The following is a 22,887-nucleotide window of genomic DNA, read 5'->3' on the forward strand; positions in this document are numbered from 1 at the left end:
GACGTCCTGTCTGCGACAGCGGCTGTACGCCGCGAAGGCGCGCAACTTAACCCATGCGTGATCGGCGTGCTAGAGCGGTTCTTGAAGCAAATCCGACCATCGGTAGAGCAATCGTTTGCGCCATATTCATGTCACAAAAACGTCATCTTGCCTTGCGATGATTCGGCTCAAGTGAACCTGTGAAACCCGCGACAGGCGCCCTCCTCGCAGCGAGCCTTCATGAACCACAGCATCGATCAAAGTCATCGCGATCCAGACCTGTTCGGTCTGCTCTACGGCTTCAGTTTTCGCCCTGGCGAGCGCGGTCGCGAGATCGACTCGGCGATGGCGCTACGGCGCCTGCAACAGTCGGACGACGACGAAGAATTTCTCTGGCTGCACCTCAACCTCGCCCATGCCGCGTGCGAGCGCTGGATGAAAAACCACCTGGAATTGCCCGACGAGTTTTTCGAGGCCCTGCATGAGGGCTCGCGCTCGACGCGCATCGAGCATGTCGATTCGGCATTGCTGGCGGTGGTCAACGACGTGGTGTTCAACTTGAGCAGCATGGTTTCCTCCGACGTGTCGACGTTGTGGGTGTGCGTGCGCAGCCGGCTGATCATCAGCGCGCGCCTGCAACCGCTGCACTCGGTGGACAAGCTGCGCAGCTCGGTGAAGGCCGGCGAGAGCTTTCGCTCGCCGCTGGAGTTGCTGGTGCACCTGCTGCGCGACCAGGGCGAAGTGCTGACCCAGATCGTGCGCAAGACCAGCCAGAGTGTCGATCAGATCGAGGATGAATTGCTGTCCTCGCGCCTGTCGACCAACCGCGCGGAACTGGGCACCAACCGCCGGGTGCTGGTGCGCCTGCAACGGCTGCTGGCCCTGGAGCCGGGCTCGTTGCTGCGCCTGCTCAACCGCCCGCCGCCGTGGCTGCAGAAGGAAGACGTGAAGGAGTTGCGCAAATCCACCGAGGAGTTTGCGCTGATCATCAACGACCTCACGGCACTGGGCGAGCGCATCAAGCTGTTGCAGGAAGAGATCGCCGCCAATCTCAACGAACAGAGCAACCGCACGCTGTTCACCCTGACCGTGGTGACGGTGCTGGCGTTGCCGATCAACATCATTGCCGGTTTTTTTGGCATGAACGTTGGGGGCGTGCCGCTGGCGGGGGACCCGGAGGGGTTCTGGATTTTGGTGGCGTTGGTGGTGACGTTTACCGTGATTGCGGGGCGGTGGGCGTTTCGCAAGCGGCAGGATTATTGAGTTCATCTGCAAAACTTTGCATGGCCCCTTTGTGGGAGCGAGCCTGCTCGCGATGCGTTGTGTCAGTCACCTCTATGATGGCTGATACACCGCATCGCGAGCAGGCTCGCTCCCACAGAAAGCCTAGGCGGGGAACAGTTTTCAGATCAACGGCCCCACCCAATCCCCCAAACACTGACCTGAGGCAGCCTCTCTGTAATATTTCGCAACGACTATGACAGTTACCTTTCCCCTCAGGACTGTCCGTCATGGCAACTCCTTCCTTCAGCACCGCCCAGGCCCCTGCCAGCAGCGGCCGGCCGCAACTCGACAAGAAACCCAGCGCCTTCACCCTGGTGATTTTCTTCGGTGTCCTGGCCAGCGGCCTGTTGTTCACCGCCTACAGCCTGATGCACGACATGCACGAACTCGGCACGGTGGTCACCACCTGGACGCCGTTCCTGTTGCTGGGCGTGGCGCTGCTGATCGCCCTGGGCTTCGAGTTCGTCAACGGCTTCCATGACACCGCCAACGCCGTGGCCACGGTGATCTACACCAACTCGATGCCGCCCAACTTCGCGGTGGCGTGGTCGGGCTTTTTCAACTTCCTCGGCGTGCTGCTGTCCAGCGGCGCGGTGGCGTTCGGCATCATCGCCCTGCTGCCCGTGGAGCTGATTCTGCAAGTCGGTTCGTCCGCCGGTTTCGCCATGATCTTCGCCCTGCTGATCGCCGCGATCCTGTGGAACCTCGGCACCTGGTGGCTGGGCTTGCCGGCCTCGTCGTCGCACACGCTGATCGGTTCGATCATCGGCGTCGGCGTGGCCAACGCGCTGATGCACGGGCGCGACGGCACTAGCGGCGTGGACTGGGCGCAGGCGACCAAGATCGGTTATGCGTTGCTGCTGTCGCCGCTGGTGGGGTTCGGTTTTGCCGCGCTGTTGCTGCTGGCCCTGCGCGCCTTCGTCAAGAACCGCTCGCTGTACAAGGCGCCGGAAGGCAACACGCCGCCACCGTGGTGGATCCGCGGCATGTTGATCGTGACCTGCACCGGTGTGTCGTTCGCCCACGGTTCCAACGACGGCCAGAAGGGCATGGGCCTGATCATGCTGATCCTGGTGGGTACCCTGCCGATGGCCTACGCGCTGAACCGCACCATGCCGGCCGATCAGTCGCTGCAGTTTGCCGCCGTGGCCGAAGTCACCCAGCAGGCGCTGGTCAAGCATTCGCCGCAGGCAGCACCGGCCGATCCGCGCCCGGTGCTGTCCGCTTACGTGAGTACCAAGCAGGTCACGCCACAACTGGTGCCGGCGCTGGCTGCGCTGACCGGCAACATCGGCTCGGCGGTCAAGGGCTACGGCTCGTTGTCCAAGGTGCCGGCGGAGTCCGTGGGCAACGTGCGTAACGACATGTACCTGACCAGCGAAACCATTCGCCTGATGGACAAGAACAAGGTCGGCAACTTCGACGCCGACACCACGGCCAACCTGCAACTGTTCAAGCAGCAGATCGACAACGCCACACGCTTCATTCCGCTGTGGGTGAAGATCGCCGTGGCGATTGCCCTGGGCCTGGGCACCATGGTCGGCTGGAAACGCATCGTGGTGACGGTCGGCGAAAAGATCGGCAAGACCCACCTGACCTACGCCCAGGGCGCGTCGGCCGAAACCGTGGCGATGCTGACCATCGGCGCGGCGGACATGTTCGGCCTGCCGGTGTCGACCACCCACGTGCTGTCCTCGGGCGTGGCCGGGACCATGGTCGCCAACGGCGGCGGCTTGCAGATGAAGACCATCCGCAACCTGGTGATGGCCTGGGTGCTGACCTTGCCGGCGGCGATCGTGTTGTCGGGGAGTTTGTATTGGCTTTTTACCCAGATCTTCTAGACACCTGATCCCCTGTAGGAGCGAGCTTGCTCGCGATGCGGTATGTCAGATACATATGCGTCGGCTGACACACCGCTTCGCGAGCAAGCTCGCTCCTACAGGGGGTCGTCACTGGGGGGCGGGGTTCAGGCACCGACCATCCGCGCCCGCATCACGTCGTAACCCCAGTGGTAGACGTAGGTGTACGGCAAGAAAAACAGCAGCACGCCGATGTCCATCACGAACGCCTGCAACAGGCTGACGTCCAGCCACCAGGCGATCAGCGGCACGCCGACCGCCACCAGGCCACCTTCGAACAGCAATGCGTGCACCACCCGCGTCCAGGCGTTGTGGACGATGGCAAAGCGCTGCAACACGCGGTCGAACACGCCGTTGAACACCACGTTCCAGCCTAGGGCGAGGAAGGCCAGCGCCATGGTTACCGCGCCCATGTCGAGCATCGGTTTGTCCATGATCCAGGCCAGCAGCGGCGTACAGATCAGGATCGCCAGCAGTTCGAAGCCGATAGCCTGGCAGATGCGTTCGGTAAGGGATTTGCGGGTGTTCATGACCTGCGCTCCGTGAGTGAATGTGGTTGTCATCATCCCTTCCCACACCGATACTTCATAACCAATAACCATCGAGCAAGGCGATAGTTCATGGCCTCCCAGGAAGTGTTGCAGGCGTTCGTCCAGGCGGCGACCCAAGGTTCGTTTTCGGCGGCGGCGCGCAAGCTCGGGCGCAGTCAGTCGACCGTCAGCGCGGCGGTGGCGAGCCTGGAGATCGACCTCGACCTGATCCTGTTCGACCGCAGCAGCCGCAAACCGACGCTGACCCCGGCCGGGCATGTGATGTTGCAGCGCGCCGAGGAAATCCTCGCCGCCACCAGTCGCTTGGAGATGAGCGCCAGCCAGTTGGCCCAAGGGGTGGAGCCGAAGCTGACGGTGGCGATGTCCGACACCTATCAATCGGACCGTTTCGAGGCGGCGCTCAGTGCCTTCGAGCAGCGTTACCCGGAGCTGGAATTCGAATGTCTGATCGCCGAATGCGACGACCTGATCGCCCTGGTGCAAAGCGGCCGGGCCCAGGTGGCGTTCGCCGAGCAGCAGCCCAGTTATCCGCCGGACCTGGAAAGCGCCACGGTGCAGGAACGCACGGACATTGCCTTGTTCGTGTCCCGCGATCATCCGCTGGCGGCGCTATCGGGCATCGACCAGGCGGAGTTGCAGCAGCACCGCGAATTGCGCCTGGCGGCCATCGTCAACCCGTACGAAACCCGCGCCAAGGGGCGAGTGTGGTCAGCGCCCAGTTACCTGATGCTGCTGGAAATGGCCGAGGGTGGCTTTGGCTGGGCGCCACTGCCGCGCTGGCTGGTCGGGCGCTTCGGCGCCGGGACCTTGCAGGAGCTGGACGTGCGCGGCTGGCCCAAGCCGCTGTTCGTCGATGCGCTGTGGTCGCGCCTGCACCCACCGGGGCCGGCGGGGAGTTGGTTGTTGGGGAAAATGTTGGAGTGAAGGGCCTTGGGACCTTATCACTTTATGTACACCGGGGATCCCTGTGGGAGCGGGCTTGCTCGCGAAGGGGCCCGCCCATCCAACATAATGGGTGACTGACACGACGCCTTCGCGAGCAAGCCCGCTCCCACAGGGTCGCTGGGTGTCCTTGAGGTTGTGTTCGACGCAAGACCGTGTGGGAGCGAGCCTGCTCGCGATGGGGCCAGCACATTCACCTCACTCCAACCCCTTGATCCGCCCCTCTATAAACCGCCGCTCCGGCACCTGCTGAGTCAATGCCAACGCCCGCTCATACGCCGCTCGCGCATCCTCCACCCGCCCCAACTGCCGACAGAACTCCGCCCGCGCCGAGTGCGCCAGGTGATAGTCCTGCAAATCCCCTCGCGCAAGAATCGCCTCGACCAGCGTCAGCCCCGCCAATGGCCCATCGCGCTTGGCAATCGCCACCGCGCGGTTCAGTTCGATCACCGGCGACGGCATCGCCGCCAGCAACACTCCGTACAACCCGACGATCTGTTCCCAATCGGTCTCCTCTGCCGTCGCCGCCTCGGCGTGCACCGCCGAGATCGCCGCTTGCAGGCAGTAAGGCCCGAAGCGACGCATGCCCAGGGCCCGCTCGATCAATGCACAACCTTCGGCAATCATGTCGGCATCCCACAAGGACCGATCCTGTTCATCCAGCAGGATCAACTCACCACTGGGCGAGGTGCGTGCCGTGCGCCGCGACTCATGCAACAGCATCATCGCCAGCAGACCCATCACTTCGGGCTCGGGCAACAGTTCCATCAACAAGCGCCCGAGGCGGATCGCTTCGCGGGTCAGTTCCTCGCGGGTCAACTCGCTGCCCACCGACGCCGAGTAACCTTCGTTGAACACCAGGTAAATCACCCGCAACACGCTGTCGAGCCGTTCGGGCAACTCGGCCAGGGTCGGCACCTGATAGGGGATTTTCGCGTCGCGAATCTTCGCCTTGGCGCGCACGATGCGCTGGGCAATGGTCGCCGGCGCACAGAGAAAGGCCTGTGCTATTTCCTCGGTGGTCAGGTCGCAGACTTCACGCAGTGTCAGCGGCACCTGGGCGTCCGCCGCCAGGGCCGGGTGGCAGCAGGTGAAAATCAGGCGCAGGCGGTCGTCTTCCACATCGTCGTCACTCCAGTCGCTCTGTTCCAGCGCCTCGGCCTGGGCGATCAACAGCGGTCGGGAGGCGGCAAAGCGCGCGCGCCGGCGCAGCACGTCGATGGCCTTGAAGCGCCCGGTGGACACCAGCCAGGTGCGCGGGTTGTCCGGCACACCGTCGCGCTGCCAGCGTTCGACCGCGACGAAAAACGCCTCGTGCAGCGCCTCTTCGGCCAGGTCGAAATCGCCAAGCAAGCGGATCAGGGTCGCCAGAATGCGCCGCGATTCCTCGCGGTACACCTGCTCGACCCGGGCCTTGACTGACATCCCGCTCATCGGTGGCGCATGCCTTAACCCTCAAGGTTCAATTGACGGACGGGGCGCACCTCGACGCAACCGACCCGGGCCGCCGGAATGTGCCCGGCGACCTGCAGGGCTTCGTTAAGGTCCTTGACGTCGATCAGGTAGAAACCGGCCAGTTGCTCCTTGGTTTCGGCGAACGGGCCGTCGGTGATCGACAGCTTGCCGTTGCGCATGCGCACCGTGGTGGCGGTCTGCACCGACTCCAGCGCCTCGGCCGCCAGCATCCGGCCGCTGCCCTGAATCGACTCGGCGTAAGCCATGCACTCGGCGTCCTTGGGGCTTTCGGGCAGGGAGTGCAGCTCCTGCTCGTTGCTGTAGACCAGGCATAGATACTTCATGGGGCTCTCCGCATCAGACCGTCAGGGCTTCAAGTCGAACAGCGCCGTGCCGCTCTGCATGTCGAACGGCGCCGACCAGTGTTCATGGACAATGCGCCATTGCCCGCCGTCGCGCCGATAGCAGGCGGTCACCCGCATCCAGCAGGCCTGGACTTCGCCCTGCTCGTTGGCCCCGCCGCAATGGGCCAGCCAGTGGGCGAACGCGATGTGCTCGTCGGCGACGACGTTCATGTGGTCGAAGTCGAACGTGTGCGGGCCCTGGCACATTTCCATGCATTCGAGCCAGTGCGCCCGATAGGCCGCCTTGCCGCGAAATTGCAGGGCCTTGACCGCATCGAAGGAGACGATGTCGTCGCCATACAGGGCCATGATCTTATCGACATCCTTGGCCATCACTGCCTGGCGATAGGTGTCGATCAATTTCTCGATTTCGTGGGTCGCGCTCATGGTGGTTCTCCGCTGCTTTTGTTGTGAAGACATCCCTAGTCGTCTGGAGATCCTGCAATTCGACAGTTGAAATAAAAGTAATCCAAATCTTCAGAGTCGCTAGAATTCGAGCCTCTTCCATGTAGGAAAAAGGACAATCCCATGTCAGCAAAGCTCGTTTCTTACGACAGCCTGAACCCGCGACAGAGACAGCAGGTCGAGGCCATCGAAGTTCATCAGGATCAGATCAAGTTTTCCGGCGACATTCACGGCGCCTTGCACACGCTGCTGTCCAAACCGGGGCCTGGGGTCAAGGGTTTTGCCCTGCTGGCCGAAGACGTGCCGGTGGCCTTCCTGCTGCTCAAGCGCCCACCCGCCCTGCCCGTCTGGGCCGATGAACACAGCGCCACGTTGCACGCGCTGCAAGTCGACCAGCGTCAGCAGGGCAAGGGTTACGGCAAGGCGTGCCTGCTGGCGCTGCCCGCAGTGGCGCGCGAGGCGTGGCCGGAGATCAGGGGGTTGGAGTTGTCGGTGGATGCGGACAATGCGCAGGCGATCGGGCTGTATGCCAAGTATGGTTTTGTCGACAGCGGCGAGGCGTACAAGGGGCGGATTGGGTATGAGCGGCGGATGGGGATGAGTTTCTAAACCCGCCCCCAATACAAATGTGGGAGCGAGCCTGCTCCGGGCGGCGCTCCGACGATTGCGCTCTGCCTGTCAGATGTTCAGTGACTGACACGACGCCATCGCGAGCAGGCTCGCTCCCACAGTAAAAATGCTGTGGAGGCTCAGAGACTCAATACCATCTCATGCCAAGCCATCCCGCCATGGTCCGACGCCGAGGGCTTGATATAGGCAAAGCCGAAGCCGGCGTACAGCGGGATGTGCCGTTCCTTGCACATCAGGTGAATGGTCGCCTTGCCCAGGCCGCGCATGCGTTCGATGAATTCGCTCATCAGGCGCTTGGCCAGGCCCTGGCCCTGGAAGTCCGGGTGCACCACCACCGACATGATCACCACATTCGGCCCGGCCGGGTCGTGGCCGATCAGCTCCTTGAAGGCCTCGTCGGACATTTCCACCTCGAACGCCGCACCGGAATTGATGAAACCGGCTACAACGCCGTCCACTTCGGCGACGATGAAACCTTCAGGCCAGGTGGCGATGCGTGTGGCGATTTTCTCACGCGTGGCGGCTTCGTCGCCTTCATAGGCCTGGGTTTCGATGGCGTAGCAGCGGTCCAGGTCGGCGGGCGTGACGTTGCGGATGACGGTGTTCATGGCAGCTCGGATTTGGCAGGAAGAAAGCCTGGGATGATAGATCAGCCACCCGGCGACATCGAGAGACGAATCGGCGGATCCGCCTCTCGCTGCCCTTCTACGCCTTGATCGGCAGCCAGATTTCCAGCGTACCGGTGTTGAGCTGCGGATTGAAATCGTCGCTGTAGCGCTCGAACTCCGGGGTCTGCAGCAGCTCGTGCCCGGACTGCGGCAACCAGGTACCGTGGATGTACTGAAAGACCTGCGGCAATTGGCTCAGCGGCCCCTTGTAGTCGAACACCACGTAACGCTGGGGCGGAAGTTCGACCCAGCGGTAGGTGTCCGGCAGGTCGTCGAGCTTGCTGATCTCGACACCGGCGATGTAGTCGAATTCGTCGTTGTCGCCGAAATTGCAGCCGACGCCGTAGGTCTCGCCTCCCACCTGACCAGGAATCCGGCCAATGTGCGGCACGAATTGATCCCAGAGCGTGACGATGTCCTTGACCGTTTGCTGGTTGAAGCGCCCGCCAAGGCCTGCGATCAATCGGAAGTGTCCATGTTCGATACGTGGTTCAGCCAGTTCGACGGATTTTGGCTCATCCATGGCTCGACTCCTGATGCGAAAAAATGGGTTCGGCTGGGAGTATAGAGGCCAAACCCGATTCGCCAAGTCAGAGGCTGTGCAACGCCTCCACGGCCGCGGTGCCGACAAACTCGTTGTACCCCGATAGGATCACGTACACCGCGAAATAACAGAAGATCGCCGCCGATGCCAGGTACGAGTAACGCAGCAGCTTGTCGCCCAGCAACTTGCCGCCATGGCTCGCCGCGAAGCATAGGCCGGCCGACCACAACAGCCCGGCACAGAGGAAACCGCCGAGGAACAGCGCCGAACTGAGCGGCCCACCGCCACCGGAACGGGCAATCAGGGTGCCACCGACCGCCGCGAACCAGAGGATCGCGCTGGGGGACGACATGGCCAGGAAGATCCCGCGAAAGAACTCCTTGCGATGGGAGTTGTGCCCCACTTCGGCGGTCTCGGCCAGCAGTGCCTCGTGGTGAATCGCCGAATAGATCATCTTCGCCGCAAAGTACACCAGCAGCACCGAGCCACCGATCCACAGCACCCAGCGCACGGTTTCGTATTGCAGCAAAACCGTCATGCCGGCCAGCGCCAGCACCGCGTAGATCAGGTCGCCCACGCAGGTGCCCAGGCCCAGGGCAAAGCCTTGAAAATAGCCGCGCTGCATGGCCAGGGTGATCATGGCGATGTTGGCCACGCCAATGTCCAGGCACAGGGAAAGGCTCAGCAGGAAGCCGCTGCTAAATTCCATCGACCGATTTCCTTCGGGAAAAAAATGTTGTCATTGAGGCTGGACAGTCTGTCACAGCTGCCCGTACATTGCGCCCCAGGCCACCGCAGTGGCCAGCGTCGCTCGGACGGTTCCGGGCGCTTACGTTATCGAGGCAACAATGGCCGAACAAGGTTCGCCGCGCCGCTTTGCGCGCATAGATCGACTCCCCCCTTACGTTTTCAATATCACTGCCGAGCTGAAGATGGCCGCCCGTCGTCGTGGTGAAGACATCATCGACTTGAGCATGGGCAACCCCGACGGCGCCACCCCGCCGCATATCGTCGAGAAACTGGTGACCGTCGCCCAGCGCGAAGACACCCACGGCTACTCGACGTCCAAGGGTATTCCGCGTCTGCGCCGGGCGATTTCCAACTGGTACAAGGAACGCTACGAGGTCGAGATCGACCCCGAGAGCGAAGCCATTGTCACCATCGGTTCCAAGGAAGGCCTGGCGCACCTGATGCTGGCGACCCTGGACCAGGGCGACACCGTGCTGGTGCCCAACCCGAGCTACCCGATTCACATCTACGGCGCGGTAATCGCCGGTGCCCAGGTGCGTTCGGTGCCGCTGGTGCCGGGTGTGGATTTCTTCGCCGAACTGGAGCGAGCGATTCGCGGTTCGATTCCAAAGCCGAAGATGATGATCCTCGGCTTCCCGTCCAACCCCACCGCGCAGTGCGTGGAGCTGGATTTCTTCGAACGCGTGATCGCCCTGGCCAAGCAGTATGACGTCCTGGTGGTCCACGACCTGGCTTACGCCGACATCGTCTACGACGGCTGGAAAGCCCCGTCGATCATGCAAGTGCCGGGTGCCAAGGATATCGCGGTGGAGTTCTTCACCCTGTCCAAGAGCTACAACATGGCGGGCTGGCGCATCGGCTTCATGGTCGGTAACCCGGAGCTGGTCAACGCCCTGGCGCGGATCAAGAGCTACCACGACTACGGCACCTTCACCCCGCTGCAAGTGGCCGCCATTGCCGCCCTGGAAGGCGACCAGCAATGCGTGCGCGACATCGCCGAGCAATACCGGCAGCGGCGCAACGTGCTGGTCAAGGGCCTGCATGAGCTGGGCTGGATGGTCGAAAACCCGAAAGCCTCGATGTACGTCTGGGCCAAGATCCCCGAGGCCTATGCGCACCTGGGCTCGCTGGAGTTCGCCAAGAAGCTGCTGGCCGAGGCCAAGGTCTGCGTCTCGCCGGGCGTGGGTTTCGGTGAGTACGGCGACGACCACGTGCGCTTCGCCCTAATCGAGAACCAGGACCGAATCCGCCAGGCTGTGCGGGGGATTCGCGGGATGTTTCGGGCGGATGGGTTGGTGCAGAAAACCAGCTGACACACAGCATTACTGTGGGAGCGAGCCTGCTCGCGATTGCGGTGTGTCATTCACTGTAGATGTCACAGATGGATCGCTATCGCGAGCAGGCTCGCTCCCACAGGGGATCTCCACAAGGGCTATTTTCTGCACATCAATCACCCACAAAAAAACCGCATCGCTGCGGTTTTTTTGTGCCTGCCATCCGCCCTTAGACGAACAGCGACAACAACAGGATAAAGCCCAGGCCCACCACCGACAGGATGGTTTCCATCGCGGTCCAGGTCTTGAAGGTTTCGGCCACGGTCATGTTGAAGTACTGCTTGACCAGCCAGAAACCGGCGTCGTTCACGTGGGACAGGATCAGGGAACCGGCACCGGTGGCCAGCACCAGCAGCTCGCGGTTGACGCCCGGGATCATCCCCACCACCGGCACCACGATGCCCGCGCCGGTAATGGTCGCCACGGTAGCGGAACCGGTGGCAATGCGAATCACCGCGGCCACCAGCCACGCCAGCAGGATCGGCGAGATCTGCGCCGCCACGGCCATGTGGCCGATCACGTCACCCACGCCGCTGGTTACCAGCATCTGCTTGAAGCCACCACCGGCACCGATGATCAGGATGATTGCGGCGGTCGGCGCCAGGCTGGCATCCAGCCACTTGAGCATCTGTTGCGAACCGATGCCCTGCTTGTAGCCGAAGGTGTACAGCGACAGCAGCAAGGCCAGCAGCAGTGCCGAGATCGGGTGACCGATCAGGTCCATGAAGGTGCGGAAGAAGTTGCCGTCGGGCAGCACCACGTCGGCAAAAGTCTTGAGCAGCATCAGGAACACCGGCGACAGCACGGTGACCAGGGTAATGCCGAAGCTTGGCAGGTTGGCCGAGTCGGTCTCGCGGGCCAGTTGGTCCACCAGTTCCTGGTTCGGGTGACCGGGAATGTGCTTGGCAATGAAGGTACCGAAGATCGGGCCGGCAATGATGGCGGTCGGCAGTGCGACGATCAGGCCGTAGAGGATGGTCTTGCCGATGTCGGCACCGAACACGCCGATGGCCAGCAGCGGGCCCGGGTGCGGAGGCACCAGGCCGTGTACCGCCGACAGGCCGGCCAGCAGCGGGATACCGATCTTGATGATCGACACGCCGGTGCGCCGGGCGACGATGAACACCAGCGGAATCAGCAACACGAAACCGATTTCGAAGAACAGCGGGATGCCCACCAGGAACGCGGCGAACATCATCGCCCACTGCACTTTTTCCTTGCCGAAGGCGCGGATCAGCGTCTGCGCGATCTGGTCCGCCCCACCGGACTCGGCCATCATCTTGCCGAGCATGGTGCCCAGCGCGAGGATGATGCCGACGAAACCGAGCACGCCACCGAAGCCGTCCTGGAACGCCTTGATGATGGTGCCGATCGGCATGCCGGAGGTCAGCCCGAGGAAAGCGGCGGCGATGATCAGGGCAATGAAGGGGTGGAACTTGAACTTGGTGATCAGGACGATAAGCCCGATCACCGTCACCACTGCATCGAGCAGCAGGAAGGTTTCGTGGGACATGCCAAACATTAGGGGTGTCTCCTGGTTGTTGTTGTTATTAAAGCGGGTTATTCGAACGCTGAAAGGACAGCGCTATCTCTACGGGAAAAATCAACCGGCGCGTTTCAGGCCGTGCTCCAGCCACCAGGCATGCGCCTGTTGTGCCAACTGCTCGACGCTGTGGTTGGAGGCGTCCAGCGCCAGGGTCAGCGGCTCGCCCACCGGTGATTCGAGGGTGGCAAACTGGCTGTCGATCAGGGTCGAGGGCATGAAATGACCCGGCCGATGGGAGACGCGGTCAGCGGCCACCTCAGGGGTCAGTTCGAGGAACACGAAGCCCAGGCCGGGCAAAGCGCTGCGCAGGCGTTCGCGATAAATGTGCTTGAGCGCCGAGCAGGTCAGCACCGGACGCTGGCCTGCGGCATCGACCCGGCGCAGTTCGGCGCACAGGGTGTCGAGCCAGCCGGCACGGTCGTCGTCGTTCAGGGGGATGCCCGCGCTCATTTTTTCGATATTGGCGGCAGGGTGAAAGGTATCGCCTTCAATGGCAGTGGCGCCGCTGAGCTCGCAGAGAGCTTCGCTGACGCAGGTCTTGCCGCAACCGGCGACGCCCATGATGACCAGGGCGGTGATGGGATGAGTCATGTAACACCTCAGCGCGCAGACAGCGCTACCTTTGCCAGTTATGACACTAGACCAAAAGCAGAAGTTGCCGACGCCTTCTTGTCATTTTTGTGGTTTGCAGCCAATTGCGTCCCAACGCCGAAAAGCGAGCTTCAGGTCAAACTCGCTTACGCATTTGCAGCTGCTTCGGGACAGCGCTACCTTAGTGCCTTGAATTTTGTTTGGCAAGCCGCCCGATGACCTCCCCTAAAAACGATAAAAATACTCGAACCACTGGCCGTCCGACCCTCAATGAAGTGGCCCGACTGGCCGGCGTCAGCCCGATCACCGCTTCGCGCGCGTTGCGCGGGGTCAGCACGGTCGCCACTGAGCTGGTGGAAAAAGTGCAGAAAGCCGCGCAGGAGCTCAACTACGTGGTCAACCCCGCCGCCCGCGCCCTGGCCTCGGCCCAGAGCCATTCGGTGGTGGTGCTGGTGCCGTCGTTGTCCAACCTTCTGTTCATCGACACCCTGGAAGCCATTCATCAGGTTTTGCGCCCCAAGGGCTTCGAAGTGCTGATCGGCAACTTCCACTACTCGCGTGATGAAGAAGAAAACCTGTTGCGCAACTACATGGCCTACCAGCCGCGCGGCCTGTTGCTGACCGGCTTCGATCGCACCGAGAGCTCAAGGCGGATGATCGAAGCGAGCAACATTCCCTGCGTCTACATGATGGAGCTGGACAGCGCCGCCGGGCTCAATTGCGTCGGCTTCTCGCAATTGGCGGCCGGCGAAACGGCGGCTCAGCACCTGCTGTCCCGTGGGCGCAAGCGCCTAGCCTACATTGGCGCGCAACTCGACCAACGCACCCTGCTGCGTGGCGAAGGCTTTCGCAAGGCGTTGCAAGCGGCCGGTCGTTACGACCCCGACTTGGAAGTGCTGACCCCGCGCGCCTCCTCCGTAGGTTTGGGCGGTGAACTGTTCCTGCAACTGATCGCCAGCCATCCGGATGTCGATGCGATCTTCTTCGGTAACGACGACCTGGCCCAGGGCGCGCTGCTGGAAGCGATGCGCTGCGGCATCAAGATCCCCGAGCAGGTGGCGATCCTGGGTTTCAACGACCTGCCGATGTCGGCGCACATGGTCCCGCGCCTGAGCAGCATCAACACCCCGCGTGAAGCCATTGGTCGCCGGGCTGCCGAGCAAATGCTGACCCTGATGGCCGGCAACACCGTGGCCCGGCCCGTGCAGGACATGGGCTTCGAATTGATGGTGCGGGAAAGCACCTGACCCGCTCGCCGGGGCTTTTCAACTAACCTTGAAGGTAAGCCCCCGTTCTGGCGCTAAAGGAGTGGCTTTATGGAACATGCACTGAAGATTCTTGGCAAAGCCTCGTCCATCAACGTCAGGAAAGTCCTGTGGACCTGCGACGAGCTGGGCATCAGCTATGAGCGCGAGGACTGGGGCAGCGGGTTCGCCTCGACCCACAGCCCGGAATTCTTGCGCCTGAACCCCAACGCGCAAGTGCCAGTGATCATCGACGAGGCCGGGGTGTTGTGGGAGTCCAACACCATCTGCCGCTACCTGGCCGGCAAACACCACAACAGCGAGTTGCTGCCGACGGATCCGGCGGCGCGGGCCCAGGTGGAAAAGTGGATGGACTGGCAGGCCACCGACCTCAACGGTTCGTGGAGCTACGCCTTTACCGCGCTGGTGCGCAAGGACCCGGAGTTCCAGGACCCGCAGCGCATTGCCCACGGCCTGCGCGGCTGGAACCAGAAAATGGCGATCCTCGAACATCAGTTGGCGAGCACCCAGGCGTTTGTGGTCGGCGCGCACTTCACCCTCGCCGATATCGTCATCGGGCTGTCGATCAATCGCTGGTTGATGACGCCGATGGAGCGCCCTGACTTTCCGGCCATCGACGAGTATTTCCAGCGACTGGCGCAACGCCCCGGTTTTCTCAAACACGTCTGCAACGGCCTGCCCTGATCGGTCGGCCGCTGCCGCCCGGCGGCAAAAGATGACCGCTCGTCCTTGAATGTACAGCCGACGCCACAAGCCAAGCCTTTGTAATTAAAGACTTTTATGGCTTGGGCACGCTAATTGCTCTTCGCTCTGTACCGCAACCACCTACAAGGTCTACTCATCATGTTGGTCAGTGCACAACAGAACCTGGTTACACCCCTGTTCCTCAAAAAGCCCGGCGAAGATCCGACCACCGATGCCGCTGCCGGCCTGCAGGGCGGCCTGCAAGGCATGCTGATGCAGAACGTGCAAAACAACCTCCAGCTGCAAAACAGCAAAGAGGCCGGCAACGTCCAGGCCGCTGTTTCCAAGCTGAGCACCGAGCAGGTCAACGCCGCCGCCAAAATCAGCGACAACGTTGACGAGGCGTTCGCGAAAACCCGTGTCGAGCTGCAAGCGACTTACGCGCCACTGCCGGAAGGCACCAAGGAGCGCATCGGCACCAGCGGTAGCGCCACCCAGGACTTCAAGGACTGGATGGCCAAGTCCCCGGAAGAACGCATTCATGATGCGATTCTCGAAGAGATGGGGCTGACTGAGGAAGAAATCGCCGAAATGCCGCCGGAAAAGCAAAAAGCTATCGGTGAGGAAATCGCCCAGCGCATGCAGGACAAGGCCGCCATTGCCAAGACCGAGCAGGCGCAGGAAAGCGGTGACCCAAGCAAGGCCCCGGTGGTCGAGAAGTTCCTGGCGTCGTTGTAATCACACCAGGCACAACACCGCCCCTGTAGGAGCGAGCTTGCTCGCGATGCGGTGTGTCAGAGATATAAGTGTGGCTGACACACCGCCATCGCGAGCAAGCTCGCTCCTACAGGGATCAATTCAACTGCAATGTCGAATTGAACTGGCTGATCGCATCCACCACATGCCGTGAGCCCTGCTGGATCTCCAGGATCACCTCCCCCGCCTCATTCGCTAACTCGACCCCAAGCCCGGTTCGGCTCAGGCTCGACTGCATGCTCGACACCGCACTCACCGACAGGTCGTGGTTCTTGCGTACCACATCGACGATCTCCACCGTAGCCTGGCTGGTGCGGGCGGCGAGGCTGCGTACTTCATCGGCCACTACCGCGAACCCGCGCCCGTGTTCCCCGGCGCGCGCCGCTTCGATGGCCGCGTTGAGCGCCAGCAGGTTGGTCTGGTCGGCAATGCCGCGAATGGTCTGGACGATGGTACCGATGATGTCCGACTGCTTGCTCACCGCGTCGATGCTCAGCGCCGCCTGGTTCAGGTCGCGGGAAATGTCCTGGATGATCTGCACCGTCTGCTGCACCACCTGCGAACCCTTCTGCGCACAGGCGTCGTTTTGCACCGAGGTGCTGTGGGCCGACTCGGCGGCGGTTTGCAGGGTGGTCATTTGATGGGTAATGTCGCTGGCGAACTTCACCACCTTGTACAGACGCCCCTTGGTGTCGAACAGCGGGTTGTAGGACGCTTCGAGGAAGATGGTGCGACCGTGCTTGTCCTTGCGCTCGAAACGGTGCGAGTGATACTCGCCGCGATTGAGTGACGCCCAGAACGCCTTGTAACCGGTGGATTCCGCTTCAGCACGGTGGCAGAACAGGCTGTGGTGCTGGCCGACGATCTCGCCCAGCGAGTAGTGCGTGGCGTTGAGGAAGTTGTCATTGGCGGTGATCACGCGACCATCCGGGGTGAATTCGATCACCGCCATGGACCGGCCGATGGCCGCCAGCATGCTTTTGTTCTCGTGTTCCTCGTGCACCCGTTCGGAAATGTCGGAGGCCACCTTGATCACACTTTTTACCTGACGATCCGCGCCGAACACCGGCATGTAACTGGCTTCGAGCCACACTTCCCGGCCGCTCTTGTCCAGGCGCGGGAACGTGCCGCTGACCGGTTCGCCACGGGCCAGGTCGCGCCACAGCCTGGCGTATTCTTCGCTGCGGTAGAACGACTCTTCACAAAAGATCCGGTGATGTTTGCCGCGCACCTCTTCGGCGCTGTAACCCATGGCTGCGCAAAAATTATCGTTGGCTTCGATGACGAAGCCGTCCGGGGTGAACTCGATCATCGCCATGGAACGGCAGATGGCCGCCAGTTTGGCGTTGGCCTCGCCCAGCGCACAGCTGAAACGTTCGATTTCCAGCAGGTCAGCCTTGTGATGCAGATTGAACATGGTCGTATCACCCTAAGCGCGGTTTTTTTTGATAGATGAAAGTGCTTCGGCCTTTCATTGCATCCACCACAACGTTCCCCAGGAACAGGCACACGCGTCCCTCCACGGGAGGGACTGGTCAGGTGATCAAATGATTTGAATCGGAGAGTCCATTTGGCAACGCTCGTCTCAAGACATCCGTCTCTTGAAAGCCCGGGACCGGGCCAACCCTGATGTTTTCATAGCAAACTCCATTTAAGGCAAGGCTCCTTGGCGCTCGTTGCGGTGCCTTGGCTTGCGCACTCTCGAGCCTGCGCGGACGACCTGTCCGACACAGTTAGTTACGAGTCAGCATAGACAGTCGCCCATAGCACGCAAGGCCACTAGTCGGCCAGCATCTGGGACAAAATCGGTTCAGCGCTATTCTTTTTTCAGCGAGTCGCCAGCATCGCCAACAACGCCTCGACGGCTGCCGAAGGTGGCTTGCCTGGCGCCACCACCAGGGCGAATTCACGGTCGATGCGCGGCTTGAGCGGCATCACCCGCAGCCCCTGGAGCTGCTTGGGCAGGGTCATCTCCGGCACCAGGGTCACGCCGATGTTCTCCCGCACCAAGGTGAAGGCGCTGTTCCATTCGCGCACCTCGACCCGCACGTCGTCGAGCTGCAGGCCGGCATCGCGGGCCAGGCTGCGGGCGTTGGTCGAGCAGCCACCCGTGGCCAGTACAAAGGGCTGTTGCGCCAGTTCCGCAAGCGTGACGCCCTCTTCCGTCGAGCGCCGCGCCAGGTCATGGCCGGTGGGCACGACGGCCATCCAGGCATCACAGCCCAGGCGGCCAGCATTGCGCTCGGGCGGCGGGTTCAACACCACGCCGACATCCACCAGGCCGGCGGTCAGCAGACTGTCCACTTCGTCGTCGCTGACCTCCAGTGCCACCACCTCGATTCCCGGATAAAGCCGGTTGAACTCGCGCAGCAAGGGCGGCAGGAACGTCGCCAGCACCATGGGGAAACTGGCCAGGCGGATCGTGCCGCGCTGCACGCCCTTGGCCGCATCGACGGTGCTGCGGATGCTCTCCAGAGCGCCGAGCATGCTGCGCGCCTGCTCGATCACCGACAGGCCGACGGCCGTGGGCAGGGTCTGGCGGTTTTCCCGGCTGAACAATTGCACGCCCAGGGTCTGCTCGATCAACGCCAGCGCCTGGCTGGCGGCCGATTGCGTCATGCCCACGCGCTCGGCGGCGCGGGTGATGTTGCCGGTGTCCGCCACGGCCACAACCATTCGCCAGTGCATCAGGTTCATCATGGCAGTAGCTCTCCTTATGGCAGCACCCTGAAAGATTAATTTTACCGAGGGTGGCGCGCACTATGACACTGGCGCCACTCCCTCACCAGAGACCTGCCGATGAAGCTGTATTACGCCCCCCAGGCCTGTTCGCTGGCGCCGCACATTGTGTTGCGCGAACTCGAGCTGCCTTTCGAACTGATCCGCGTCGACAACCGCAGCAAACGAACCGCCGACGGTGCCGACTTCCTCACCATCAACCCCAAGGGCTACGTAGCAGCGTTACAACTGGACAACGCCCAGGTGCTGACCGAAGGCCCGGCGATCCTGCAATACCTGGCGGACCTGCGCCCCGAAGCCCACCTGGCGCCGACAACCGGAACGTTCGAACGGGTGCGCTTGCAGGAGTGGCTGAACTTCGTCTCGACGGAGATCCATGGCGGGCTGGGCTGGCTGTTCAACGAGCGATTTGCCGAGGAGGTAAAAACGCAGATCAAAGAGAAACTGTTCAAGCGCTTTGCCGTGTTGTGCCAGACCCTGGAGCGCCAGGATTATCTGCTGGCGAGCGGCTTCAGCGTGGCTGACGCGTACCTGTTCACGGTGCTGCGCTGGGCAGCGGGGTTTGCCATCGACCTGCAGCGGTGGCCGGCGCTGGCGAAATTTCAGGCGCGAATCGGCCAGCGCCCATCGGTCAGTGCAGCGTTGGCCGCGGAGCTGGCGTGACCTGTAGGAGCGAGCTTGCTCGCGATGCGGTGTGTCAGAGATATCAGTGTGGCTGACACACCGCCATCGCGAGCAAGCTCGCTCCTACAGGAAGGCAACAGCAGGGTTAGAGGCTGGCACTCACCTTCGCCGCCACCTCGCCCGGCACCCAGCCTTTCCACACCTGCGGCTGGTCGCGCAAGAAGGCCTGTGCGACCTGGCGTGGTGGCTGACGCTTCTCGGCCATCTGCGCCAGTGTCTGGTTCAGCAGATCAATGGGGAAATCGACTTTCTCGAAGAACGTCACCAGTTCCGGATACTGCGCCTTGAACGGTGCGGACACGCCGATGGCCAGGCTCGCCGGCATCGAGCGCGTGCCCTTGGGGTGCGGGTGATTGGCATCGGACAGGGTCTTCCAGGCTTCGGCATCGAACGGCGGTTCGTCGAGCTTCACCAGTTTGTAGCGGCCCAACAGCGGTGTCGGCGACCAGTAGTAGAACAGCACCGGCTTGCCTCGCCGGATCGACGACGCAACTTCGGCGTCCAGCGCCGCGCCAGAGCCGGTGCGGAAGTTGACGAAGCTGGTGGTCAGGTCATAGGCCTTGAGCTTCTGGCTGTTGACGATTTCCGAGGTCCAGCCGGTCGGGCTATTGAGGAAGCGTCCACGGCTGGGATCCTCGGGGTCGCGGAACACGTCCTTGTAGCGCGCCAGGTCGGCCACCGACTTCAACTCCGGCGCCAGCGGCTTGATCCCGCGCTCCGGGTCACCCTTGATCACGTATTCCGGCACCCACCAACCTTCGGTGGCACCTTTGACCGTGTCGCCCAGGCCAAACACCTTGCCTTCGGCGGCCGCCTTGACCCAGGCCGGACTGCGCCCGGCCCACTCTTCACCGATCACCTGAATATCGTTTTTGGCCAGCGCCGCTTCGAGGCTGACGGTGCTGCCAGGCAAGGTGTCAGTGGGGTAGCCATAACCTTTTTCGACGATCAGGCGCAGGACCTCGGTGATCAGGCTGCCACTTTCCCAGGTGATGTCGCCAAAGTGAATCGGCGCCGTTTTTTCCGCGGCGGATGCCTGGCCGGCCACCAGGCTCAGGGCCAGCAGCGAACTGCCGAGCAGACTTTTGATGGTTTTCATGCAGACCTCTGATGCAGGGGTTCATTGGCACTGTGCTGGAGGCACAAGGCGTGGGAGCGGGTCATGTAGTCGCTGACCGAACGCTGGGAAATGCCCAGTTCGGCGGCGATTTGCGGGTAGCTCAGGCCGTCGACCCGCGACAACAGGAACGTGGCGCGCACCTTGCCCGGCAGACGTTGCAGCGTTCGATCGAGGCGCCGCAGGTTCTCGGTCAGTTGCCACAGGGCCTCGGGCGAGGCAGCGTGCGGCTGATCGAGTTGTTGCAGGTGTTCGAGGTGACGACGCTCCAGATCACCGCGCCGCCAATGCTGATAAACCAGGCGCTGGGCGATGGTGGTGAGCAAGGCACGGGGCTCGCGGATCGGCGCGAGATTCGGCGATTCGAGCAGTTGCAGGAAGGTTTGCGCGGCGATGTCTTCGACGCTGGAGCGGCCGCCCAGTCGCTGGCGCAAGCGAGCACACAACCAGGGGTAATGGGCGCGGAACAAGCCACCCACATCGTGACGATGGGACAAATCGGTGCCGGACATAAAGGCTCCAGGGGTTAGGGTCGCTGAATGTCCGGTGGTCCGGTGAGGGGGATCCTAGCAAGGAGCCTTATTCGTTAATAATACTTAAAATTCATTTTTATATTCTTTTATGGAATTTATGCTGTCACCGGGCTATTGCTATCGCGGGCAAGCCCGCTCCTACAGGGATTCGCGGCGTTTGCAGAATTTGTGGGAGCAACTGTCTTACCCATACCGCTCATCACCGCCACTCTGTTCCGTCTCGCAGCATGGCGTTGAGTCTAATCAGCAGTATTCGCATGCAGGCGATGAGCGCGACTTTCGCGCTCTTGCCTCGCTCGCGTAAAGCCTCGTAGCGTGCCTTGAAGTCTGCCTGGTGGCGGATTACGACCCAGCAAGACATGTAGAGTGCACGGCGGACTCGGGCTCGTCCCCCGTAAATCTGGCGCTTCCCGCTGTGATTACCGCTGTCATCGTTGTATGGCGCGATGCCGGCCAACGCCGCGATCTCCCGACGATTCAGCTCACCAAGTTCGGGCAAGTAAACCAGCAAACTGGCGGCAGCCACTGTGCCTATGCCTTTAACAGCAATCAGCCGCTCGGTTTTCTCTGCATCCAGGTCGCGCATGCTTTGGTTGATGGCCTTGCCGAGTTGCCTGATCTGTATCTGCAAATAGCGAATGTGTTCCTCGATCATGCCGACAACCGCTGGCAGCTGGGCTTGTTGCAGCCGACGCTTGTTGTCGTCTCGCTGCTGAACCAAGTGTTCGCGTAGCTGAATCAGCTCGCGTAGAGCCTCTCGCTGGGGCGAGATTACTGGGTCGCAGGGAGCATGCAGAGCTTCGGCGAACGCGGCCAGGACAGCGGCGTCGATCGGATCGGTCTTGGCATTTTTGCCCATTGCCACAGCAAAGGCTCTGGCTCGCCGGGGATTGATCCTCAGCACGTTGAAGTGCGCGTTTTGCAAGGCGACCATGCTCTGGCGCTCATAACCGCCCGTAGCTTCCAGCAGAACCCGGCCAACTTCGTAACGGTTCAAGCGCTGGATCAGCTCAACGAAGCCTTCAGAACTGTTTGGAACATCAAAGCCGTCGTTCTGTGGTTGAACCCAGACAACGAGCTTTGATTTGGAGATATCGATGCCAACCCAGGAAATCATGACAAAACCCTCTTACACTCAGAAGTGAGAGTGCTCTGGCTTTGCCCACGCTTGTGATTCGAGTGGCGCTCGTCTAACTGTTCGGGCTTATGGGCCAGAGTGGAAAGGTGGATGGCAGCTCGGCTCCCACACGTGCTTCAAGCACCGCGGACTCACAGCTTGCCATCCACCCCTCTCACCTCTGATTTTATTCCCTGATCAAGACACAAGCGGGCTTGCCCGCGATAGCAATGGATCGGGCACCACAAATCCCAATCACCGCACCCACCTATACCCCGCCTCCTGCGCCTCCCGCTGATAATCAAGAATCACCTGATAGTCCCCCTCGCCAGCCGGCAACACCTCGCGTAAACCAAGGATCTCAGCCACCTCGGGCAATGTCTCGTTCATCACCGCGCGCAACCTCTCCACCTGCTCATCACTGGCCGTCTGCGTGGTGATAAACGGCAACGTCGGGCTCAACGCACTGCACTCCACCACCCGCAACCCCGCCACCTCCGCCTCGGCATGCCGCGCCAGGTAAGCGAAGGTCACGCTGTCGATGGCGGCAAGGTCGGCCAGGCCTTCGCGCAGCCAGCGCAGGCTTTCGCGGTGGCCTGTGCTGATGCCGACGGTGGAAAAGAATTGCCCCTCGCGGTGCAGCGGCGCCAGACGATGGCGCAGCAGGTTCATGCCGCTGTTGGAGTCTTCACTGTTGATCACGCCACGGCTGCCAAGGAACTCGGGCAAGCTGCGGCGTGAATCATCGGCACGGCTCAACAGCAGGCTGCAATGATTACCGGCACTGGCGTGCGGCAACTCATAGCGGGGTCGACCAACCACCCGCACCCGGCCACGCAGCGCTGTCATCAGCGGGTAACCACAGGTTTGCGTCAGCAGCAGCTGCGGCGATAACCACAGCTGCATCAGCGACAAGCCCTCGGCATCCATGCGGGTGACGCCCAGGCGTTCGAGGATCCTTGCCAGCCAACGCTCGTTGGCCTGACGGATGGGCTGCGGCGCGACGTACATCAATAACTCGGCGATCTGTTGGGTCACCAGAAAACCTCC

General features: G+C 62.0%; 24 protein-coding genes. 9 read left to right on the forward strand and 15 right to left on the reverse strand.

What is annotated here, in order from left to right; translation table 11 throughout:
- Positions 1-219: 219 nt before the first annotated feature.
- Complete coding sequence (locus ABVN20_RS07005) at positions 220-1,242, forward strand: transporter (RefSeq protein ID WP_368554815.1); 1,023 nt, start codon at positions 220-222, stop codon at positions 1,240-1,242.
- A 248-nt stretch (positions 1,243-1,490) separates the two neighbouring features.
- Entirely contained in the window at positions 1,491-3,104 is a 1,614-nt protein-coding gene (locus ABVN20_RS07010) for an inorganic phosphate transporter (RefSeq protein ID WP_368554816.1), read from the forward strand.
- Positions 3,105-3,229: 125 nt separating this feature from the next.
- On the opposite strand, the gene ABVN20_RS07015 is transcribed toward ABVN20_RS07010, so the two are convergent.
- Positions 3,230-3,652, reverse strand: a complete 423-nt coding sequence (locus ABVN20_RS07015) for a multidrug/biocide efflux PACE transporter (protein WP_368554817.1) — start codon at positions 3,650-3,652, stop codon at positions 3,230-3,232.
- A gap of 90 nt (positions 3,653-3,742) precedes the next feature.
- Between ABVN20_RS07015 and ABVN20_RS07020 the strand changes: the two genes are divergently transcribed.
- Positions 3,743-4,597 (forward strand): LysR family transcriptional regulator, encoded by an 855-nt coding sequence (locus ABVN20_RS07020; protein ID WP_368554818.1) that lies wholly within the window; start codon positions 3,743-3,745, stop codon positions 4,595-4,597.
- A 216-nt stretch (positions 4,598-4,813) separates the two neighbouring features.
- Here ABVN20_RS07020 and ABVN20_RS07025 read toward each other — a convergent pair whose 3' ends face one another.
- The 3 genes from ABVN20_RS07025 to ABVN20_RS07035 are packed head-to-tail and all read right to left on the reverse strand — an operon-like array spanning position 4,814 to position 6,861.
- On the reverse strand, positions 4,814-6,049 hold the full coding sequence (locus ABVN20_RS07025; protein WP_368554820.1) for an RNA polymerase sigma factor: 1,236 nt from the start codon (positions 6,047-6,049) through the stop codon (positions 4,814-4,816).
- A gap of 14 nt (positions 6,050-6,063) precedes the next feature.
- Positions 6,064-6,414 (reverse strand): YciI family protein, encoded by a 351-nt coding sequence (locus tag ABVN20_RS07030; RefSeq protein ID WP_368554821.1) that lies wholly within the window; start codon positions 6,412-6,414, stop codon positions 6,064-6,066.
- A 21-nt stretch (positions 6,415-6,435) separates the two neighbouring features.
- The gene (locus ABVN20_RS07035; protein WP_368554822.1) at positions 6,436-6,861 is read right to left on the reverse strand and encodes a nuclear transport factor 2 family protein; all 426 of its coding nucleotides are present in this window, start codon (positions 6,859-6,861) and stop codon (positions 6,436-6,438) included.
- A gap of 141 nt (positions 6,862-7,002) precedes the next feature.
- Between ABVN20_RS07035 and ABVN20_RS07040 the strand changes: the two genes are divergently transcribed.
- Positions 7,003-7,488: a GNAT family N-acetyltransferase gene (locus ABVN20_RS07040; protein WP_368554823.1), complete on the forward strand. Its 486-nt coding sequence runs from the start codon at positions 7,003-7,005 to the stop codon at positions 7,486-7,488.
- A 140-nt stretch (positions 7,489-7,628) separates the two neighbouring features.
- Here ABVN20_RS07040 and ABVN20_RS07045 read toward each other — a convergent pair whose 3' ends face one another.
- The 3 genes from ABVN20_RS07045 to ABVN20_RS07055 form a co-directional block, all read right to left on the reverse strand.
- The gene (locus ABVN20_RS07045) at positions 7,629-8,117 is read right to left on the reverse strand and encodes a GNAT family N-acetyltransferase (protein WP_368554824.1); all 489 of its coding nucleotides are present in this window, start codon (positions 8,115-8,117) and stop codon (positions 7,629-7,631) included.
- Positions 8,118-8,214: 97 nt separating this feature from the next.
- A complete protein-coding gene (locus ABVN20_RS07050) occupies positions 8,215-8,700 on the reverse strand; it encodes a GyrI-like domain-containing protein (RefSeq protein ID WP_368554826.1) in 486 nt (161 codons plus the stop codon).
- Between the two features lie 67 nt (positions 8,701-8,767).
- On the reverse strand, positions 8,768-9,430 hold the full coding sequence (locus ABVN20_RS07055) for a LysE family translocator (protein ID WP_368554827.1): 663 nt from the start codon (positions 9,428-9,430) through the stop codon (positions 8,768-8,770).
- 139 nt (positions 9,431-9,569) lie between these two features.
- On the opposite strand from ABVN20_RS07055, the gene alaC reads away from it, so the two are divergent.
- Positions 9,570-10,784: an alanine transaminase gene (alaC, locus tag ABVN20_RS07060; RefSeq protein WP_368554828.1), complete on the forward strand. Its 1,215-nt coding sequence runs from the start codon at positions 9,570-9,572 to the stop codon at positions 10,782-10,784.
- 190 nt (positions 10,785-10,974) lie between these two features.
- On the opposite strand, the gene ABVN20_RS07065 is transcribed toward alaC, so the two are convergent.
- Both ABVN20_RS07065 and ABVN20_RS07070 read right to left on the reverse strand, forming a co-directional pair.
- Positions 10,975-12,327, reverse strand: a complete 1,353-nt coding sequence (locus ABVN20_RS07065; protein WP_368554829.1) for a GntP family permease — start codon at positions 12,325-12,327, stop codon at positions 10,975-10,977.
- Between the two features lie 81 nt (positions 12,328-12,408).
- A complete protein-coding gene (locus ABVN20_RS07070; protein WP_368554830.1) occupies positions 12,409-12,942 on the reverse strand; it encodes a gluconokinase in 534 nt (177 codons plus the stop codon).
- A 215-nt stretch (positions 12,943-13,157) separates the two neighbouring features.
- Between ABVN20_RS07070 and ABVN20_RS07075 the strand changes: the two genes are divergently transcribed.
- The 3 genes from ABVN20_RS07075 to ABVN20_RS07085 all read left to right on the forward strand — a co-directional run bounded on the left by ABVN20_RS07075 (position 13,158) and on the right by ABVN20_RS07085 (position 15,629).
- The gene (locus ABVN20_RS07075; RefSeq protein ID WP_368554831.1) at positions 13,158-14,189 is read left to right on the forward strand and encodes a LacI family DNA-binding transcriptional regulator; all 1,032 of its coding nucleotides are present in this window, start codon (positions 13,158-13,160) and stop codon (positions 14,187-14,189) included.
- A gap of 69 nt (positions 14,190-14,258) precedes the next feature.
- On the forward strand, positions 14,259-14,891 hold the full coding sequence (locus ABVN20_RS07080) for a glutathione S-transferase family protein (protein WP_368554832.1): 633 nt from the start codon (positions 14,259-14,261) through the stop codon (positions 14,889-14,891).
- A gap of 159 nt (positions 14,892-15,050) precedes the next feature.
- Positions 15,051-15,629 carry a hypothetical protein gene (locus ABVN20_RS07085; protein WP_368554833.1) on the forward strand — a complete coding sequence of 193 codons (579 nt, stop codon included), beginning with the start codon at positions 15,051-15,053 and terminating at the stop codon, positions 15,627-15,629.
- A gap of 115 nt (positions 15,630-15,744) precedes the next feature.
- Here ABVN20_RS07085 and ABVN20_RS07090 read toward each other — a convergent pair whose 3' ends face one another.
- Both ABVN20_RS07090 and ABVN20_RS07095 read right to left on the reverse strand, forming a co-directional pair.
- A complete protein-coding gene (locus ABVN20_RS07090; protein WP_368554834.1) occupies positions 15,745-17,064 on the reverse strand; it encodes a methyl-accepting chemotaxis protein in 1,320 nt (439 codons plus the stop codon).
- A gap of 410 nt (positions 17,065-17,474) precedes the next feature.
- On the reverse strand, positions 17,475-18,347 hold the full coding sequence (locus ABVN20_RS07095; RefSeq protein WP_368554835.1) for a LysR family transcriptional regulator: 873 nt from the start codon (positions 18,345-18,347) through the stop codon (positions 17,475-17,477).
- Between the two features lie 99 nt (positions 18,348-18,446).
- Here ABVN20_RS07095 and gstA point away from each other — a divergent pair, with 99 nt between their 5' ends.
- The gene (gstA, locus tag ABVN20_RS07100; protein ID WP_368554837.1) at positions 18,447-19,049 is read left to right on the forward strand and encodes a glutathione transferase GstA; all 603 of its coding nucleotides are present in this window, start codon (positions 18,447-18,449) and stop codon (positions 19,047-19,049) included.
- A 106-nt stretch (positions 19,050-19,155) separates the two neighbouring features.
- Here gstA and ABVN20_RS07105 read toward each other — a convergent pair whose 3' ends face one another.
- From ABVN20_RS07105 to ABVN20_RS07120, 4 genes are all read right to left on the reverse strand, one after another.
- Positions 19,156-20,169, reverse strand: a complete 1,014-nt coding sequence (locus ABVN20_RS07105) for an ABC transporter substrate-binding protein (protein ID WP_368554838.1) — start codon at positions 20,167-20,169, stop codon at positions 19,156-19,158.
- Entirely contained in the window at positions 20,166-20,699 is a 534-nt protein-coding gene (locus ABVN20_RS07110; protein WP_368554839.1) for a sigma-70 family RNA polymerase sigma factor, read from the reverse strand. The genes ABVN20_RS07105 and ABVN20_RS07110 overlap by 4 nt, the downstream gene beginning before the upstream one ends.
- A 220-nt stretch (positions 20,700-20,919) precedes the next feature.
- Complete coding sequence (locus ABVN20_RS07115; RefSeq protein ID WP_368554840.1) at positions 20,920-21,837, reverse strand: IS110 family transposase; 918 nt, start codon at positions 21,835-21,837, stop codon at positions 20,920-20,922.
- A gap of 255 nt (positions 21,838-22,092) precedes the next feature.
- Complete coding sequence (locus ABVN20_RS07120; RefSeq protein WP_368554841.1) at positions 22,093-22,875, reverse strand: phosphate/phosphite/phosphonate ABC transporter substrate-binding protein; 783 nt, start codon at positions 22,873-22,875, stop codon at positions 22,093-22,095.
- Between the last annotated feature and the right edge of the window lie 12 nt (positions 22,876-22,887).

The organism is Pseudomonas sp. MYb118, assembly GCF_040947875.1.
In the GTDB taxonomy this organism is placed as follows: domain Bacteria; phylum Pseudomonadota; class Gammaproteobacteria; order Pseudomonadales; family Pseudomonadaceae; genus Aquipseudomonas.

Excerpts from the sequence above, each read along its gene's own strand:
- ABVN20_RS07005 (WP_368554815.1), top strand. The coding sequence starts at position 220 with ATGAACCACAGCATCGATCAAAGTCATCGCGATCCAGACCTGTTCGGT.
- ABVN20_RS07010 (WP_368554816.1), top strand. The coding sequence starts at position 1,491 with ATGGCAACTCCTTCCTTCAGCACCGCCCAGGCCCCTGCCAGCAGCGGC.
- ABVN20_RS07015 (WP_368554817.1), bottom strand. The coding sequence starts at position 3,652 with ATGAACACCCGCAAATCCCTTACCGAACGCATCTGCCAGGCTATCGGC.
- ABVN20_RS07020 (WP_368554818.1), top strand. The coding sequence starts at position 3,743 with ATGGCCTCCCAGGAAGTGTTGCAGGCGTTCGTCCAGGCGGCGACCCAA.
- ABVN20_RS07025 (WP_368554820.1), bottom strand. The coding sequence starts at position 6,049 with ATGAGCGGGATGTCAGTCAAGGCCCGGGTCGAGCAGGTGTACCGCGAG.
- ABVN20_RS07030 (WP_368554821.1), bottom strand. The coding sequence starts at position 6,414 with ATGAAGTATCTATGCCTGGTCTACAGCAACGAGCAGGAGCTGCACTCC.
- ABVN20_RS07035 (WP_368554822.1), bottom strand. The coding sequence starts at position 6,861 with ATGAGCGCGACCCACGAAATCGAGAAATTGATCGACACCTATCGCCAG.
- ABVN20_RS07040 (WP_368554823.1), top strand. The coding sequence starts at position 7,003 with ATGTCAGCAAAGCTCGTTTCTTACGACAGCCTGAACCCGCGACAGAGA.
- ABVN20_RS07045 (WP_368554824.1), bottom strand. The coding sequence starts at position 8,117 with ATGAACACCGTCATCCGCAACGTCACGCCCGCCGACCTGGACCGCTGC.
- ABVN20_RS07050 (WP_368554826.1), bottom strand. The coding sequence starts at position 8,700 with ATGGATGAGCCAAAATCCGTCGAACTGGCTGAACCACGTATCGAACAT.
- ABVN20_RS07055 (WP_368554827.1), bottom strand. The coding sequence starts at position 9,430 with ATGGAATTTAGCAGCGGCTTCCTGCTGAGCCTTTCCCTGTGCCTGGAC.
- alaC (WP_368554828.1), top strand. The coding sequence starts at position 9,570 with ATGGCCGAACAAGGTTCGCCGCGCCGCTTTGCGCGCATAGATCGACTC.
- ABVN20_RS07065 (WP_368554829.1), bottom strand. The coding sequence starts at position 12,327 with ATGTTTGGCATGTCCCACGAAACCTTCCTGCTGCTCGATGCAGTGGTG.
- ABVN20_RS07070 (WP_368554830.1), bottom strand. The coding sequence starts at position 12,942 with ATGACTCATCCCATCACCGCCCTGGTCATCATGGGCGTCGCCGGTTGC.
- ABVN20_RS07075 (WP_368554831.1), top strand. The coding sequence starts at position 13,158 with ATGACCTCCCCTAAAAACGATAAAAATACTCGAACCACTGGCCGTCCG.
- ABVN20_RS07080 (WP_368554832.1), top strand. The coding sequence starts at position 14,259 with ATGGAACATGCACTGAAGATTCTTGGCAAAGCCTCGTCCATCAACGTC.
- ABVN20_RS07085 (WP_368554833.1), top strand. The coding sequence starts at position 15,051 with ATGTTGGTCAGTGCACAACAGAACCTGGTTACACCCCTGTTCCTCAAA.
- ABVN20_RS07090 (WP_368554834.1), bottom strand. The coding sequence starts at position 17,064 with ATGTTCAATCTGCATCACAAGGCTGACCTGCTGGAAATCGAACGTTTC.
- ABVN20_RS07095 (WP_368554835.1), bottom strand. The coding sequence starts at position 18,347 with ATGATGAACCTGATGCACTGGCGAATGGTTGTGGCCGTGGCGGACACC.
- gstA (WP_368554837.1), top strand. The coding sequence starts at position 18,447 with ATGAAGCTGTATTACGCCCCCCAGGCCTGTTCGCTGGCGCCGCACATT.
- ABVN20_RS07105 (WP_368554838.1), bottom strand. The coding sequence starts at position 20,169 with ATGAAAACCATCAAAAGTCTGCTCGGCAGTTCGCTGCTGGCCCTGAGC.
- ABVN20_RS07110 (WP_368554839.1), bottom strand. The coding sequence starts at position 20,699 with ATGTCCGGCACCGATTTGTCCCATCGTCACGATGTGGGTGGCTTGTTC.
- ABVN20_RS07115 (WP_368554840.1), bottom strand. The coding sequence starts at position 21,837 with ATGATTTCCTGGGTTGGCATCGATATCTCCAAATCAAAGCTCGTTGTC.